We start from the raw sequence: 14389 nt of genomic DNA, 5'->3' as shown, positions 1-14389 counted from the left end.
AGCGCGAGAAGTTCGGCCTGGTCGCGCTCGCTCAAGGCGGCCATGACCTGGCCGGCGGGCCGGGTGGACAGGTCACGCAGCAGCAACCGCAGTCCGGCCCGCGGCGCCGCGCGCATCAGCAGCCGCACCGCCGCCCAGGTCGCGGCTTCGACGCGGGCGTTGAACACCAGGCGGCCGCCCAGGCGGGTGCGCCGGTCCGGCCAGGGCAGGAAGGCGACCGCGCTTTGCAGGATCACCCGCTCCACCAGGTGCGGATGACGCGCCGCCATGGTGAGCGCGGTGCGACCGCCCGCCGAGACGCCCACCACCGCGGCGATGCGCTCGATGCCCAGGTGACGGCACAGATCCGCGGTGACGTCGGCAAAGGCGGCCGGTGTGGTGCCCGTGCTCGGCGGGGTTCGGCCGTATCCCGGGCGCGAGGGGATGAGTACTCGATACCCCGAGGTGGTGAAGACCTCCTCGCCCAGGGCCAGCCCAGCTCGCAGGTGACCTCCGTGGAAGATCACGACCGTCTGGGGGCCGTCGCCCTCCAGCCGGTACTCCACCGCGCCCGCCGCCAGGCGGGCGGTGCTCGTCTCTCGCTCCGAGGCCGTCATGGACCGAAATGCTCGCATGTGCCCGACGGCCGCATCACTGCTCATTGACGCATTCTCGAGGCCCCATCCTTTCCCCAAAATACTGAACTTTTGTTCAGTATGCTGAACATGCGTTTATACAGTGAGCTCACCGCGCGAGCCCGGATCGGGAACGCGGCCCTGGAACTGTTCGACTCCGAGGGCGTCACCCGGGTCCGCCCGCGCCGGGCCGGCATGCCCTGTGGCAGCCGCCCCACCGAGCCCGGCAACGGTCGCATCGGCCACCCGCTGTGCCCGCGCGGACTGTTCTTCGTCGACGCCGCCCGCAACCTGTACGAGGTGACGTCCCCGGCCTGACCGGCCACCGCAGCGCCAACCGGCCGCCAGGGAACCCGGGACCGTCAGCCGGGACCGGCGGCACCGGACGGACCCGAGAGGGAGGCGGGTGCGGCCCGCCAGCCGCGCCGCTGCAAGTCGGCGGCGAACTCCTCAGGCCGACGAGATGTCGCGGCAGAGCGAGGGCTTGACCTCTCCGCCAAGTGAAGTTAGTCTCTAACATTAGTTAGTGGCTAACATTTGGAGGCTGAGATGGTGAACACGACAGTCGTGGTGGCTGGGGCGGGCCCGACGGGCCTTGCCCTGGCCTGCGGATTGCGGGCGGCCGGGGTGCGGGTCCGGGTGGTGGACAAGCTGGAGGGGCCATCGGCGACTTCGCGAGCACTCGGGTTGCAGCCGCGGGGCTCAGAAGTCCTGGACCGTCTTGGTGCCCTGGGGGACTTGCCGCAGCGGTCGGTGCACATCAGGCAGGTGATCACCCATGTCAACGGCGAGCCCATGGCACGGCTGAAGGTCGGCCAGCCCACCAAGCTGGTGACCAGGCCCGGCCTGATCGTTTCCCAGGCCGAAGTGGAGGCCCGGCTCCGGCACCGGCTCAGTGAACTGGGCGTCAAGGTGGAGTGGGGGCGCGAAGTACATGCCGCCGACCAGGACGGCCAGGGCGTGACCGTTCGTTTTGCCGACGGGCAGATGCGCGCCGACTGGCTGGTGGGATGCGACGGCGCACACAGCCGGGTGCGCAAAGCGGCAGGCATCGGGTTTCCCGGGGTTGCCGTGATTGAGCGTTTCCTGCTCGCGGACGTGCGAGCAGATCTATCTCTGCCCCGCGACGCAGTCTCGGTCTGGCTGCGAGGAGACCAGATGGTCGGCGCCTTTCCGCTGCCCGGTACCGACGTGTGGCGCCTGATGGCCCCCGCACCGGCGGATACCGCACCAGACATCGAGCCCGAGGGGTTGCTGGCCGTGCTCACCGGAGTGCTTCAAGACCATGCACGTCTTTCGGCCGCTGTAGTGCGCGAGACACTCTGGACCTCAACGTTCCGTATCCACCGCCGGCTGGCGTCAACCTACCGGCATGGCCGGATCCTGCTGGGCGGGGACGCGGCGCACATCCATAGCCCGTTCGGCGGGCAGGGCATGAACACCGGGCTGGGTGACGCCGAGAATCTGGCCTGGAAACTCGCTCTCGTCGCCACCGGCCGGGCCGGGGCTGCGCTGCTGGATACGTATCAGGCCGAGCGGCGGCCCATCGCACAAGAGGTGCTGGAGTCCACCAGCGCCATGACCCGCATCGTCGTCGGCGAGACCGTACTCGCCCGGGCGGTGCGGGACCGGGTTTTTGTCCCGCTGATGAACCGGCCGCTGGTGCAGCGGCTGATCTGGGAGAAGTCTTCCCAGTTGAAGGTCAGCTACCGTAACGGGTCGCTGGCATCTCGCTCATTTCGGGGCTGGTCCGTCCGTGGCCCACACGCGGGCGACCGGGTGCCTGACGTTGAGTGCGCCCGGGAAGACGGCAGCCTGACGCGTCTGCATGCGGAACTCCGATCACGCTGGGCACTCCTCCTTCCCTCCCCAGAGCACCCCTGCGCAGCCACCGCCCGCCGGCACCTCGGCGAAACCGGCACCTTGACGGTGCTGATCCCTACCGCCACGCACGGCAGGCAGGTCATGCTGGTGCGGCCCGATGCCCATCTGGCCTGGCGTGGCACGTCCCCGGTCGCGCTGAGCCAGTGGTTGACACGCACGCTCGGCCACGACCACACCTGGTGATCACACCAGCTCCCGTGCCCGAACCACGTACCAGCAAGGAACGGAGATATGGCTGTGACCCCGTCCCCGACCGCGCCCACGGGCCTGCGCGAACGCAAGAAAGCCCAGACTCGCCGCACCATCCAGGAACAGGCCCTGAGGCTCTTCCTCAGCCAGGGATACGAGAACACCACCGTCGAGGAGATCGCGGCCGCCGCCGGGGTCTCCCACATGACCTTCTTCCGTCACTTCCCCACCAAAGAAGCCGTCGTCGAAAGCGACGACTACGACCCGATGATCGTCCGTCTCATCGAACAACGTCCCAAGGAGGAGGACCCGCTCACCGCCCTGCACCAGGCACTGGCCCACGGCCTGGCAGCCGTCTACGCCGCCGACAGGGAAGCACTCCTGGTCCGCACCCGCCTCATCGTGAAGACACCGGCGTTGCGCGCCCGCGTATGGGAGAACCAGTACGCCACCGAGCAGCTGTTCGCTCACGCCCTCGCGGCCCGTCTCCAGACAGAACCCACGCTGAGCACCCGCGTTCTGGCCGCAGCATCTCTCGCCGCCCTCACCACAGCGCTCACCTGCTGGGTGGACGGCGACGGCGCCGAAGACCTGCCTTCGCTGGTGGACCAGGCGTTCCTCACCCTGCGCGGGGCAGGCGCCATCCCCGCAGACCAGTTGGTGAAGTAAAGCCGGCCACCGGCCACTCGGCGCCTGCCGCCGGGTGCGAGCAGGCTGGTTGAGTTCGGCGACGGCCTCCGGGAAGGGCTTGAAGCCGCATCAGCATCAGTAGTGGCGCGCCCTGCACTTCGAGGTGGGTCACAAAGGAAGTGGCGGTACTCCTGCAGGTCCCAGCCCATGCCGGGCCCGCGCACCGCGGCGGGTGACGAACAACCGGCCTGCGGGTGCGCCCCTTGAAGAGCCGGGCAGCAGCAACTGTGCGCCGCCGGCGTCCCAGCACACGTCTCCAACACGTAGTCCTCGCGGTCCTCGCGGTCCTCGCGCTCCTGGCTCCGGCGGTTGACTATGTCGATGAGAGGCGGAGCCGAACGTTGCCGACTGGCCCTCTTGATCGACCCGCCGGGAACCACCTCGGCAGCCCAGCCGGCTCGATGGCAGCCCCCGGTCTTCCTTCATAGACGAAGTCCCACCTCCAGGTGGAGCGGCCCGAGCGGAGCAAGGGACGACTACCTGGAGGTGGAGCGAGCGACGGCCATACTCGGCAACGAGGAAGGCCGAAGTAGCTCTCGAACTCGCCGAAAGATGTCCGGCTCGAGGGACGTGGCGCGGCTCTCGAAAAGACCGACGCTTGGCTCCCGCTGTCACCAACATAGCCAGGCGGCGGGCCTGGACCGGGCACCCTTCGCCTTGACCAGGCAGCAGCGCCCGCCGCCGGGCGAGCGGTGATCGTCTCTCGCTCCAGGGCCGTCATGGACCGCCATGCTCGCGTGCCCGGCGACGATCGCATAGCCGGTTCACCGACGGGCTTCGGACGTCTCGCCCCCTTCCCTCATGAATGAACGTTTGTTTAGTATGCTGAACATGCGTTTAGACAGTGAGCTCACCGCGCGGGCCCGGATCGGCACCGTGGCCCTGGAGCTGTTCGGCTCCGAGGGCGTCAACCGGGTGAGCATCCGGGCCATCGCCGCCAGGGCCGGGGTCTCGCCCGCCCTGGTGGTGCACCACTTCGGCTCCAAGGAGGGCCTGCGCGCGGCGTGCGACCAGTACGTGATCTCGCTGGTGCGCGGTGATCCCGATGACCCGGTCGAGTTGGGTGATGCCTCCGGTCTGGCCGCCATGCTGGAGGAGGCCGAACCGGTGCGGCGCTATCTGGCCCGTGCCTTCCTGGACGGCACCCCACAGGCGGCCGCGCTGTTCGACGAGGTCGTGGAGACCACCGCCGCGTGGCTGGAACAGGGCGCCACCGAAGGATGGGTCCGCCCCACCGGCGACGCGCGGGCCCGCGCCGCTTTGTATGTGACCTGGCTGTTGGCGCCGCTGGCCTTCGGCGAGCACCTGTCACGGGTGCTGGGCGTGGCCGACCTGCACCAAACCGACGCGACCTTGCGCTACTCGCGCACCTCTCTGGACATGCTCACCCACGGCGTGTTCACCGACGAGCGCCTGCTCAATGCCTGGGACGCCGCCGCAGCGAAGCGGAGAACGCGATGAAGGTGCTCATTCTCACCCACGGCACCCGCGGCGACGTCCAGCCGTACGCCGCCCTGGCCCTGGCCCTGCAACAAGCCGGTCACCACGCGGTGCTGGCCGCCCCGGCCGCCTCGGCCGCCCTGGCCCAACCACACGGCCTGCCGTTCGCTCCGGTGCACGACGGCCCCAACACCCTCCTGGACGACCCCCGCATCCGTCAGGCGATCGAGACCAACTACCGCGGCCTGGCCGGCAAGAAGATCGCCTTGGAGGTGATGCGGGCCAGCAAGCCGCTGATGGCACGGGTGTTCGCCGACATGGTCGCCGTCGCCGGCAGCGACGTCGGCGGCGGCGCCGACCTCGTCGTACACGCCCCCAGCGTCCCGGGCCATCGCATCGCCGAGGCCCTGGGGGTGCCCGCCGTGGCGGCGCTGCTGCAGCCGGTGTGGGTGCCCACCGCGGCCTTTCCCAACCCGATGATCCCGCTGCCGCTGCCGCGGGCGCTGAACCGCGCCTCCTACCTGCCGTTCAAGGCGATGCTGCGCTCCTTCGGCGCGGTGGCCGACAAGACGCTCGACCTGCCCCGACGGCGCGGCCGCCACGACTTCCTGCGCCGCCCTGATGGCGGGGCGGCCACCGTGCTGCACGGCTTCAGCCGCCACCTGCTTCTCCCCGGCGCCGACTACCCCCCTCAGGTGCACACCACCGGGTTCTGGTTCCTGCCCGCCGCCCCCGCCTGGAGCCCGCCGCAGGAGTTGGCCACGTTCCTGGCTGATGGCCCGGCGCCGGTCTACATCGGGTTCGGCAGCATGGCCGGCACCGACCCCCACCGCATCGGCCGCATCGTCACCGACGCCATCCGCCTGACCGGCATGCGCGCGGTGCTGGTGTCCGGCTGGGGCGGCATCGCCGTCGACGACCAGCCCGCCCTGCCCAAGGAGGTGTTCCTGCTGGATCAGGCCCCGCACGACTGGCTGTTTCCCCGTATGGCCGCGATCGTCCACCACGGCGGCAGCGGCACCACCGGCGCGGCGCTGGCCTCGGGACGGCCGCAAGTCATCTGCCCCTTCGTCGCCGACCAGCCGTTCTGGGCCGCCCGCGCGCACGCCGCAGGCGTCGCCCCCGCACCACTGCCGCAACGCCACCTCACCGCGCAAGGACTCGCCACCGCGATCCGCCAGGCCACGGCCGAGGAGGCCATGGCCCAGCGCGCCGACCGACTTGCCCACGCCGTCCGCGACGAAGACGGCACAAAAGCCGCGATCACCGTCTTGGAGTCACTCACCTGATCACCCGCCCCACCCCGGCGTGACGTGTGTCTCGGCGGGGCGGGGCACCTCTCGCCGGCCGCGTCTGGCCGCCGGAGGGGGTGGCGGTCGAGGTCGACAGCACCGCGACACCGCCCGCTGAACTCGGCCAGGACGGCTCGGGCGACACTATGCCGGGTCACCGCTCTGCCCGCCGCCTCGCAGCCGGGTGCGGGCCCGGCGGACGGTGTCGTGCCAGGCGGGGGTCTCGCGCTCGTCGTCGAACCAGCGGGCCACCACGACGTCGGTGGAGGAGTGCAGCAGGATCGAGGCCACGATGGTCACGGCGACCAGGGTGAACACCTGCTCGGCCGCGGTGATGGCGGAGTTGAGCACGATCAACGCGTAGACGACCGAGGCGAAGCCCTTGGGGCCGAACCACATCACGGCCGCCACCTCCCGGGTGCCGAGCCCGGAGCGCAGGAAGGACAACCAGATGGCCAGCGGGCGGGCCAGCACCAGGGCCAGGATCGCGAACAGCCACCCCTGCCAGCCCACCGAGGCCAGCAGGGCCGGAGAGATGAGGGCGCCGAAGACCAGCAGCGCGGCCAGCTTCAGCAACTCCGCGACGAGCTCGCCGAACTGCTCGAACGACTCTCGCTGACGCTCCCCGAACGTCGCCACCGTGATCCCGGCGGAGAAGGCGGCCAAAAACAGGTTGCCGTGGGTGACCTTGCCCAGGGCCAGCACCAGCAGGCCGATGGCCACCGCGTTGAGCGGCTCGTAGTGGTGGGAGGCCGAGAACCAGCGGGTGCGCTCCAGCATGATGGCCGCCCACGGCACCGCGACGCCGATCAGCACGCCCAGGCCCAGCTCCAGGGCCAGCTCGCCCAGGTGCAGGTCGGCTGAGCCGGCCGCGACGGCGAGGAACACCATGACGAACGGCAGCGCCAGGCCGTCGTTGACGCCGGACTCCACGTTCAGCAGCTGGCGCAGCCGAGGCGGTACCCGCTCGTTGCCCACCAGCGCCGCGGCGAACACCGGGTCGGTGGGTGCCAGGATCGCCCCGATGAGCAGCGACTCGATCCAGCCCAGCCCGATGAGGTAGTGCGCCGCCAGCGCGGTGATGACCAGGGTGAGCGGCAGACCCCAGCCCAGCGCCCGGCCGGGCAGCCGCCAGGCGCTGCGCAGGTCGGCCCAGCCCACCCGCATGCCGTCGGTGAACAGCACCGCGAACAGTGCCAGCTCGGCGAGCGTTGCCACCATCGGATCGCCCGGGGTCAGCGGGATGAGCCCGCTGACCCCGTCACCCAGAACGAATCCGGCCAGCAGGAACAGCGCGGCGGTCGACAGGATCGTGCGGTTGGCCAGGTTGGAGATGAGAACCGCGAGCAGCAACAGCGCGGAGAAGGCGAGCAGCAGGGTCATCGGCGGGCTCCGGTCCGGTCGGGGACGTGTGAGAAGAACTGCCGACCAGACTTCCCGGCGCACCGCCGCACACCTTAACAACTTCGCTCGAGCACCGACACGCCGCCCATCGACAAAGATCGCGGGCTTCCCTGCGGTAGGTGGGCCGGTCTGGACAACCGGGTCACCAGCAACTAATTTATTAACGGAACGGTACCGTTAATAAATTGGAGCAGCGATGACACCCCCCGAGGTGCTGATCGTGGGTGCGGGCCCGGCAGGCCTGACACTGGCATGTGGCCTGCGCCTGCACGGCGTACCGGTACGCGTGATCGACAAGGCGGCGGGCCCGGCCGTGACGTCGCGCGCCAACTTCCTGCACGCCCGCGGCGCCGAGGTGCTCGACCGGATCGGTGCCCTCGGCGCGCTGCCCGAGCGGGCGATCTCCGCGCTCACCATCACCGTGCACGCGGGCGGCGCACCGATCAGCACCCTGCGCTTCGGCGACGCGGGCCTGCGCACCTCCCGTCCGGCGCTGCTGGTCTCCCAGGCTGCCGTGGAGGCCGAGCTGCGCGGCCGCCTGGCCGAGCTGGGGGTCACGGTGCAGTGGAACACCGCGCTGGTCGAGGCGTCCGCCGACGACGACGGCGTCACCGCCGTCCTGGCCGACGGCCGCAGCGTGCGGGCCGACTGGCTGGTCGGATGTGACGGCGCGCACAGCACGGTACGCAAACTGGCCGGCATCGGCTTTCCCGGAGTGGCCGTCGCCGACCAGTGGCTTTTGGCCGACGTCCACGCCGACGGCATGCCGGAGCGCTCCGGCTCGCACGGCTGGCTGCACCGCGACGGCCTGCTGGGCGCCCTGCCGATGCGCGACAGCAGCACCGGCCGAGATGACCTGTGGCGGCTGATGGCCTACCTGCCCGGCGCGAAAGACGAGAAGATGGACCAGCGCCAGGTCGTGGAGTACCTGCATGCGGCGGTTCCCGAGCGCACCGGGCTCAGCGACTTTCACATCCGCGACACCGTGTGGACGTCGCTGTTTCGCATCCACCGCAGGCTGGCCGAGGACTACCGGCGCGGGCGCGTCCTGCTCGCCGGCGACGCGGCGCACATTCACAGCCCGATGGGCGGCCAGGGCATGCTCACCGGTATCGGGGATGCCGAGAACCTGGCCTGGAAACTCGCCCTCGTCGCCCGCGGCCGGGCGGGCGAAGCGCTGCTGGACACCTACCAGGCCGAACGCCGCCCGCTGGCGGCCGAGGTGCTGCGCACCACGAGCGCCAACACCCGCTTCCAGGCCGGGGACGGAGCGCTGATGCGCTTCCTTCGCGAACGGGTGATGGCGCCCCTGCTCAACCGGCCGTGGGTGCAACGCTGGGCGACAGCGGTCGCCTCGCAGCTGTGGGTGAGCTACCGCCGCGGCCCGCTGGCCGGCGCGGGGTCGAGGTTCGGGCGCCGTCCGCAGCCCGGTGACCGGGTGGCCGACATGCGCTGCCGGCGCCCCGACGGCGGGGTGACCCGGCTGCACGCCGAGCTGGGCGGGCACTGGGTGCTGCTGAATCCCGGCAGCGTCGACGCCGAGAGCGCCGGGACATGGCTGGGCGAGCACGTCACCACGCTGACCGCCGACGGCGTGGACCAGACGATGCTGATCCGGCCCGACGCCCACCTGGCCTGGCGTGGCCGGACCGGCTCCGACGGGCTGCGACGATGGCTGGCAGGCGCCCTGGAGAGCGGGAGGACACGATGACCGGCACCGGCGGCACCGGCACCAGCGGTGCGCCTGGCCGGGGCCGAGGCCGCCCCCGGGACCCGCAGACGGACGCGGCGATCCTGCGCGCCGCCCTGGAGGTGTTCGTCGAGCGCGGGGTGGAGGGGTCGAGCATCGAGCAGATCGCCCAGCGCGCGTCGGTGGGCAAGCTGACGGTCTACCGGCGCTGGGACTCCAAGGAGAAACTCCTGGCCCAGGCCATCGAATCGGCCCGCGGTGACATCGCAGAACCCCCGGCCGGCGACCTTCCCGACCAGCCCATCGCCGACCTGATCGAGCGCATGCTGCCCACGCTGGCCGAGACGCTGGCCTCCCCAGGCTTTCGCGCCCTGATCGCCCGTGTTCTCGGATCGGCCATCAGCCACCCGGCCCTGATGGCCACCTACTGGGAGCACTACATCCTGCCCCGGCGCCACGCCACGCGCCTGTTGTTGGAGCGAGCCGTCCACCAGGGCGTCCTGGACGCCGGCACCGACATCGACGCACTGATGGACATGACGGTCGGCGCGGTGACCTACCGCCTGCTCCAGCCCGGCCCGCTGGATGCCACCGAGATGGAAAGATACCTGCGAGGCATCTACCGCCAAGCCGGCCTGCTCACCCCCGAGAGGTCCAGGAGGGGTGATCTCGATCAGGGGTGAGCGCCGTCGTCCGGCCGATGCGCGAGGCCGGCTCTTTCGGCGTCCCATCGGTCGAGGAGCGTGGGGAACTCCCGTGCCATGAACCCGTACATGTCACGCATGAGTTCAAGCCGTGCCCGGGCGGTGGGGTGCTCGCCCACCGCGTCGAGGCCTTGCTCGGCCAGCTCGGCGAAGGCGGTGAACTCGGCCATCTTCGCCCGGAACGCGCGACCGAAGACGTCCTCGGCAAGCCGATAATGATCTCGCCGCGCCCGCGGAGGGCGGTAGCGCTCGATGAGCCCGCCCTGCTCCAGCCGGCGCAGGGCCACACTCATGCTGCTCTTGGCCACACCGAGCCTCTCGCAGAGCCCGGGGGCATCGGCGGCTTCGCCGGTGTCGGCGAGCAGGCATCCGACCACGCGGCCGGATGTGCGGCTGAGCCCCAATCGCTCAAAGTACAACCCCGCGCTTTCCACGAACTCCTCGACGGTCGCCATACGACCATTCTATGTTGTTCGGAACGTTCCGAACATTTAGAGTCGTCGTATGTCTCCCACCGAATCTCTCACCATCGCGATCACGGGCGCCAACTCCGGGATCGGCCTGCGGGCCGCACAACGGCTGGCCGCGGACGGCCACCGGATCCTGGCCCTGTGCCGCGACCCGCACCGGGGCCGCGCCGCACTGGAAACGATCAACGCCGGCGCCGCACACCCCGCGACCCTCGTCATGGCCGACCTGTCGTCCCCGGAGTCTGTCGTCGCGGCAGCCGATCACATCTCCCGCCAGACCGATCACCTCGACGTTCTGATCAACAACGCCGCGGTGTTCGACCAGAGCATGCGCAGGCCCGCGTTCACCGCATCCGGCCACGAACTGTTCTGGGCGACCAATCACCTGGGCCCCTTCCAGCTCACCGCGCACCTCAGCCCGCTGCTCGCCGCCGCGCCCCGCCCCCGGGTGATCAACGTCGCGAGCAAGGGGCTGATCACCATGCCACGCATCGCGATCCGCTTCGACCAGCTCGACGACCCCGGCTGGTACAGCCCGACCAGGGCCTACTACCACGCCAAGCTGGCCCAGATCATGACCACCTACTCGCTGGCCCTGCGGGCCCGCGGCACCCTGGACGTCGCCTGCGTCCGCGTACCCGCCGTACGGCTCGACGCCGACCGCGTCGCCGCCCTGCCGTGGGCCCTGCGAGCGCTGTACGCGCCCAAGAACCGGCTCGCGATCCCCGCGGAGCGCCTGGGCGAGACCTACGCGGCGCTGGCCACCCGAACCACCACCTGGCAGGAGCACTCCGAGACCACGGCACAGGGCAGATCCGCGCTGCGCGGCGTCTACCTGGATGAAAAGCTCAGGCCGGTCGACGCCCCTGCCTTCACCTACGACGCCCACGCCCGTGAGCGGCTGTGGACGATGTCCCAGAACGCCGCCGGCGGCCCGTCCTGGGCCTGGTGAAAAACCGTGTCCACCGTAATCGGCGACCCGCTCCGGGCCATCGGGCCACCACTGCGTGCCCGCCGTCGTTCACGAACGATCTCGCAGGTCATCGTCCTGGACCCGATCCAGGCCGGATATGGCCGCGGCACCCCGCTCCGGCCCGGCACGATCCCCTAGAGGGGAAGCCGCGGCGGCCTCCACTCCCACACCGGGGCGAGAGCTTGGGCGGCCAGCGCGGGCCAGCGCGAGGAGGGAACCAGACGCAGGACCGTCGTCCGCAGGTGGTAGCCGACGGCGTTGCCCGAGGTCGATCCCAGGCCCTTCGCACGCGCCTGTTTGACGATGGTCTGGGTGCGGGGACGTCGTTGCTCGTCGTAGCGGGCCAGTGCCGCAGGGATGTCGTCGCCGCTCTCGGCGAGGGCGGCGGCGAGCACGACGGCGTCCTCCAGCGATTGGGCGGCGCCCTGGGCCATGTCGGGGTGCATCGCGTGGGCGGCGTCGCCGAGCAGCACCACCCTTCCGCGTACGTAGCCGCTCAGGGGGTCCAGGTCGGTGATGTCGTGGTGCAAGACCGCCTCAGGCGCGGTCGCCTCCAGCAGACGAGGGATCGGGTCGTGCCAGTGGCCGACGCGACGGCGCACCTCGGCGAGCTCGTCGTCGTGGCGCAACCCAGGCCGGTCGGCGCGAGCCCCCAGCGCCCAGTACACCCGGCCGCGACCGACCGGCATGGCCAGGAAGTACTGGCCGCGGCCCAGGGTCATGGCGGCGTCGACGCCGTCGGCGTGGGCGATGCCCCGCCAGACCGTGTTGCCCCAAAACCGCGGGCCGGGTGCCTCGGGCCACAGCAGATGCCGAACCGTACTGTGCACTCCGTCGGCGGCCACGACCAGGTCGGCTCTCAGTTCCTCGGTGCCGTAGCTGACGGTGACCTGGTCGGCGTCCTGCCGGACGGCGGTCACGTGCGCACCGGTGCGCACCCACCCGTCGGGCACCGCGTCCATGAGCACCCGGTGCAGGTCGGCGCGGTGAAAGCCGAGCAGCGGGCTGGCGGTGCCGGGCAGCGCGCGGGCGATGTGGCCGCCGGAGGGGGTACGCAGGTTGAAGATGCCGTGAAACGGCGTACCGGCGGCCCGCGCCTGATCGGCGACCCCGAGTTCGGCCAGGGCGCGCAGGGCGTTGGGCGACTGGGACATTCCGGCGCCGATCTCTCCGAGCTCGGGGCTGCGCTCCAGTACGGTCGCCATCCAGCCGATACGCCGCAACCCGATGGCGGCGGCCAGGCCGCCGATGCCACCGCCGACCACCACGACCTTCCCGGTCATATCAGCTCTCCTTAGGGAGGGCGGGAGACGGTGCGTCATCGAACACCTTCGCCATCCAGTCGAAGATGTGATGTGCCTCGCGGATCCGCGCCGCCCGCGCCGATCCCGGGCCGACAAGGTCCAGGCCGTCGCCGGCGACCTCGCGAAACGCGGCCAGGGTTTCGATCTGGCGCCGCACGACCCTCTCCCAGGCGCCGTCCTGCACCCGGTAGTAGGCGGTGCGCTCGCCGGGCCGGGTGCGTCGGCTGACGAACCCCATGGTCAGCAGCACCCGCATGTTCGTGGTCAGGGCCGCGCGGCTGGCCCCGATCGCCTGGCTGATCTGCCCGGCCGACTGCTCGGGCGGATCGCAGATCATCAGCCAGCCCAGAACGCGTCCCGCGACCGGCGGCAGGCCGTCGGCGGTGAGGAACATCGCCACCCGCTCGACCCAGTCCAGCACCTCCTGGTGATCCGCCTCACGCGCCATGTCCACCACATCCTCCACAAAGTCAGTAATTTCACAATTATAAAGCTATTTCACAATATTGTGAAATAGGAGGAAGGGAAAGCCGGGAAGATGCCTCAGTACACCGGAGGAGCCCTTCAGGGACCGGGCTGCCTGAAGCCGCTCGGCCCACCCGGCTTCCCGCTTCGGCGAACTTCTGCGCTGTCGACTCGACACTCATGCCTACCGGCATGGATCTCGTCATCGGCCCGCCGGAGCGAGGCGGCCGTCCCTTCGTGTGTCTTCACTCCGTCTCACGCTCCAGACGGCCTCTCCCCCATGGCGCAAGGAAAAGCGACTTGCAGGTTACATTTTGAGTAGTTTAAGATTCTTAGTGAGTAGTATACGTTACTTGAATGGAGTGATCATGACCTCGCTACCGATCAGTCCCGGCCGCGCCCGGCGAAGCCGGCTGTTCGACGGCGCGTTGTTCGCCTGGGGAGTCGCCGCCGCGGTGAACCTCGTCGCCGCGGGCGTCAACGATGCCCAGCGAGGTGACGGTTGGCCACAGGGGCTGGAGCTGGTCTACCTGTTGTCATTCCTGCTGGCCGTCCCGGCGCTGGCCGTGGCGCTGTGGGCGAAGGTGACGTTGAAGCGCATGGGTGTGGTCGTCGAGGACGAGCGCACGGTAAGCGCCAACCGCCACGCCTCCGCCGTCGCGCTGAGCGGTGCGCTGGCCGTCCAGCTCCCGTACTTCTTCAGCCTGACGACGGCCTCCGCCGCCCAGGCGAAATTCACCGTCGCGGCGGCGCTGGTGAGCTACGGCGCGGCTCGGTTGTGGCTCAACCGGGAGGCATGATGCGCGGCGTCGATGGCGATCATCCACTGCGTAATCGAATCAAGGTGGCCCGGGCTCAGCACGATCTGACCCAGGAACAGCTCGCCGACCTGGTGGGAGTCACGCGAAAGACGATCAACACCGTGGAGACGGGCAAGTTCGTGCCCTCCACCGTGCTGGCGCTCAAACTGGCGCGGGTTCTGCACACCACCGTCGAAGAGCTGTTCTACCTGGCCGGCGCCGAGTGAAGGAATCGCATATGTGCAGCCACGCCATACGTACAGGCCTCGCCGCAATGGCCGCACTCGCCGTCCTGGCCGCCGGAGCGCCCGCCACCGCCGCTGTCTCCCCTCATTGTCCGGTACCGGGCCGCGCCTCCCCCCGTTGACATGGGGCCTGTGCCCTCCCGCGGCGCAGCCCGCTCACCCGCGCCAGCGGTGCGCCGACCTACGGGTACCGCTCGACTACAACCGTCCGCACGGCCGGCTGGC

At 70.3% G+C, this 14389-nt stretch carries 16 protein-coding genes; 11 read left to right on the top strand and 5 right to left on the bottom strand.

Annotation, left to right across the window (positions count from 1 at the left end):
* The coding region (locus ACTOQ3_RS23290) for an alpha/beta fold hydrolase (RefSeq protein WP_440085453.1) at positions 1-596 on the bottom strand (596 nt) is incomplete at its 3' end.
* A 108-nt stretch (positions 597-704) separates the two neighbouring features.
* Here ACTOQ3_RS23290 and ACTOQ3_RS23285 point away from each other — a divergent pair.
* From ACTOQ3_RS23285 to ACTOQ3_RS23265, 5 genes are all read left to right on the top strand, one after another.
* Positions 705-932 carry a hypothetical protein gene (locus ACTOQ3_RS23285; protein ID WP_440085452.1) on the top strand — a complete coding sequence of 76 codons (228 nt, stop codon included), beginning with the start codon at positions 705-707 and terminating at the stop codon, positions 930-932.
* A gap of 231 nt (positions 933-1163) precedes the next feature.
* A complete protein-coding gene (locus ACTOQ3_RS23280) occupies positions 1164-2681 on the top strand; it encodes an FAD-dependent monooxygenase (protein ID WP_440085451.1) in 1518 nt (505 codons plus the stop codon).
* A gap of 48 nt (positions 2682-2729) precedes the next feature.
* On the top strand, positions 2730-3356 hold the full coding sequence (locus ACTOQ3_RS23275; protein ID WP_440085450.1) for a TetR/AcrR family transcriptional regulator: 627 nt from the start codon (positions 2730-2732) through the stop codon (positions 3354-3356).
* A gap of 852 nt (positions 3357-4208) precedes the next feature.
* A complete protein-coding gene (locus tag ACTOQ3_RS23270) occupies positions 4209-4838 on the top strand; it encodes a TetR/AcrR family transcriptional regulator (protein ID WP_440085449.1) in 630 nt (209 codons plus the stop codon).
* Entirely contained in the window at positions 4835-6106 is a 1272-nt protein-coding gene (locus ACTOQ3_RS23265) for a nucleotide disphospho-sugar-binding domain-containing protein (protein WP_440085448.1), read from the top strand. The genes ACTOQ3_RS23270 and ACTOQ3_RS23265 overlap by 4 nt, the downstream gene beginning before the upstream one ends.
* A gap of 147 nt (positions 6107-6253) precedes the next feature.
* Here ACTOQ3_RS23265 and ACTOQ3_RS23260 read toward each other — a convergent pair whose 3' ends face one another.
* Entirely contained in the window at positions 6254-7492 is a 1239-nt protein-coding gene (locus ACTOQ3_RS23260; RefSeq protein ID WP_440085447.1) for a cation:proton antiporter, read from the bottom strand.
* A gap of 217 nt (positions 7493-7709) precedes the next feature.
* Here ACTOQ3_RS23260 and ACTOQ3_RS23255 point away from each other — a divergent pair, with 217 nt between their 5' ends.
* Together ACTOQ3_RS23255 and ACTOQ3_RS23250 are read left to right on the top strand one after the other, a co-directional pair.
* On the top strand, positions 7710-9224 hold the full coding sequence (locus ACTOQ3_RS23255) for an FAD-dependent monooxygenase (RefSeq protein WP_440085446.1): 1515 nt from the start codon (positions 7710-7712) through the stop codon (positions 9222-9224).
* Positions 9221-9886: a TetR/AcrR family transcriptional regulator gene (locus ACTOQ3_RS23250; protein WP_440085445.1), complete on the top strand. Its 666-nt coding sequence runs from the start codon at positions 9221-9223 to the stop codon at positions 9884-9886. Before ACTOQ3_RS23255 ends, ACTOQ3_RS23250 begins: the two co-directional genes overlap by 4 nt.
* Here the strand turns inward: ACTOQ3_RS23250 and ACTOQ3_RS23245 are convergent.
* Complete coding sequence (locus ACTOQ3_RS23245) at positions 9877-10362, bottom strand: GbsR/MarR family transcriptional regulator (RefSeq protein ID WP_440085444.1); 486 nt, start codon at positions 10360-10362, stop codon at positions 9877-9879. The two genes, ACTOQ3_RS23250 and ACTOQ3_RS23245, sit on opposite strands and share 10 nt — an antisense overlap.
* Positions 10363-10411: 49 nt before the next feature.
* Between ACTOQ3_RS23245 and ACTOQ3_RS23240 the strand changes: the two genes are divergently transcribed.
* Positions 10412-11329, top strand: a complete 918-nt coding sequence (locus tag ACTOQ3_RS23240; protein WP_440085443.1) for an SDR family NAD(P)-dependent oxidoreductase — start codon at positions 10412-10414, stop codon at positions 11327-11329.
* Positions 11330-11335: 6 nt separating this feature from the next.
* Positions 11336-11488 carry a hypothetical protein gene (locus ACTOQ3_RS23235; protein WP_440085442.1) on the top strand — a complete coding sequence of 51 codons (153 nt, stop codon included), beginning with the start codon at positions 11336-11338 and terminating at the stop codon, positions 11486-11488.
* Here the strand turns inward: ACTOQ3_RS23235 and ACTOQ3_RS23230 are convergent.
* Together ACTOQ3_RS23230 and ACTOQ3_RS23225 are read right to left on the bottom strand one after the other, a co-directional pair.
* Positions 11485-12633, bottom strand: a complete 1149-nt coding sequence (locus tag ACTOQ3_RS23230; protein ID WP_440085441.1) for an FAD-dependent monooxygenase — start codon at positions 12631-12633, stop codon at positions 11485-11487. The genes ACTOQ3_RS23235 and ACTOQ3_RS23230 overlap by 4 nt on opposite strands.
* Before the next feature lies 1 nt (position 12634).
* Entirely contained in the window at positions 12635-13102 is a 468-nt protein-coding gene (locus ACTOQ3_RS23225) for a GbsR/MarR family transcriptional regulator (RefSeq protein ID WP_440085440.1), read from the bottom strand.
* Positions 13103-13487: 385 nt separating this feature from the next.
* Here ACTOQ3_RS23225 and ACTOQ3_RS23220 point away from each other — a divergent pair, with 385 nt between their 5' ends.
* Together ACTOQ3_RS23220 and ACTOQ3_RS23215 are read left to right on the top strand one after the other, a co-directional pair.
* Positions 13488-13919 (top strand): hypothetical protein, encoded by a 432-nt coding sequence (locus tag ACTOQ3_RS23220; RefSeq protein ID WP_440085439.1) that lies wholly within the window; start codon positions 13488-13490, stop codon positions 13917-13919.
* Entirely contained in the window at positions 13916-14146 is a 231-nt protein-coding gene (locus tag ACTOQ3_RS23215) for a helix-turn-helix transcriptional regulator (protein WP_440085438.1), read from the top strand. Before ACTOQ3_RS23220 ends, ACTOQ3_RS23215 begins: the two co-directional genes overlap by 4 nt.
* Positions 14147-14389: the final 243 nt, after the last annotated feature.

It is taken from the genome of Streptosporangium sp. LJ11, from assembly GCF_051918945.1.
Classification (GTDB): domain Bacteria; phylum Actinomycetota; class Actinomycetes; order Streptosporangiales; family Streptosporangiaceae; genus Streptosporangium.
The sequence above is the reverse complement of the archived record's forward strand: the minus strand, read 5'-3'. Positions and strand labels throughout refer to the sequence as shown.

Coding starts and splice junctions, on each gene's coding strand:
- ACTOQ3_RS23285 (WP_440085452.1), top strand. CDS start 705: ATGCGTTTATACAGTGAGCTCACCGCGCGAGCCCGGATCGGGAACGCG.
- ACTOQ3_RS23280 (WP_440085451.1), top strand. CDS start 1,164: ATGGTGAACACGACAGTCGTGGTGGCTGGGGCGGGCCCGACGGGCCTT.
- ACTOQ3_RS23275 (WP_440085450.1), top strand. CDS start 2,730: ATGGCTGTGACCCCGTCCCCGACCGCGCCCACGGGCCTGCGCGAACGC.
- ACTOQ3_RS23270 (WP_440085449.1), top strand. CDS start 4,209: ATGCGTTTAGACAGTGAGCTCACCGCGCGGGCCCGGATCGGCACCGTG.
- ACTOQ3_RS23265 (WP_440085448.1), top strand. CDS start 4,835: ATGAAGGTGCTCATTCTCACCCACGGCACCCGCGGCGACGTCCAGCCG.
- ACTOQ3_RS23260 (WP_440085447.1), bottom strand. CDS start 7,492: ATGACCCTGCTGCTCGCCTTCTCCGCGCTGTTGCTGCTCGCGGTTCTC.
- ACTOQ3_RS23255 (WP_440085446.1), top strand. CDS start 7,710: ATGACACCCCCCGAGGTGCTGATCGTGGGTGCGGGCCCGGCAGGCCTG.
- ACTOQ3_RS23250 (WP_440085445.1), top strand. CDS start 9,221: ATGACCGGCACCGGCGGCACCGGCACCAGCGGTGCGCCTGGCCGGGGC.
- ACTOQ3_RS23245 (WP_440085444.1), bottom strand. CDS start 10,362: ATGGCGACCGTCGAGGAGTTCGTGGAAAGCGCGGGGTTGTACTTTGAG.
- ACTOQ3_RS23240 (WP_440085443.1), top strand. CDS start 10,412: ATGTCTCCCACCGAATCTCTCACCATCGCGATCACGGGCGCCAACTCC.
- ACTOQ3_RS23230 (WP_440085441.1), bottom strand. CDS start 12,633: ATGACCGGGAAGGTCGTGGTGGTCGGCGGTGGCATCGGCGGCCTGGCC.
- ACTOQ3_RS23225 (WP_440085440.1), bottom strand. CDS start 13,102: ATGGCGCGTGAGGCGGATCACCAGGAGGTGCTGGACTGGGTCGAGCGG.
- ACTOQ3_RS23220 (WP_440085439.1), top strand. CDS start 13,488: ATGACCTCGCTACCGATCAGTCCCGGCCGCGCCCGGCGAAGCCGGCTG.
- ACTOQ3_RS23215 (WP_440085438.1), top strand. CDS start 13,916: ATGATGCGCGGCGTCGATGGCGATCATCCACTGCGTAATCGAATCAAG.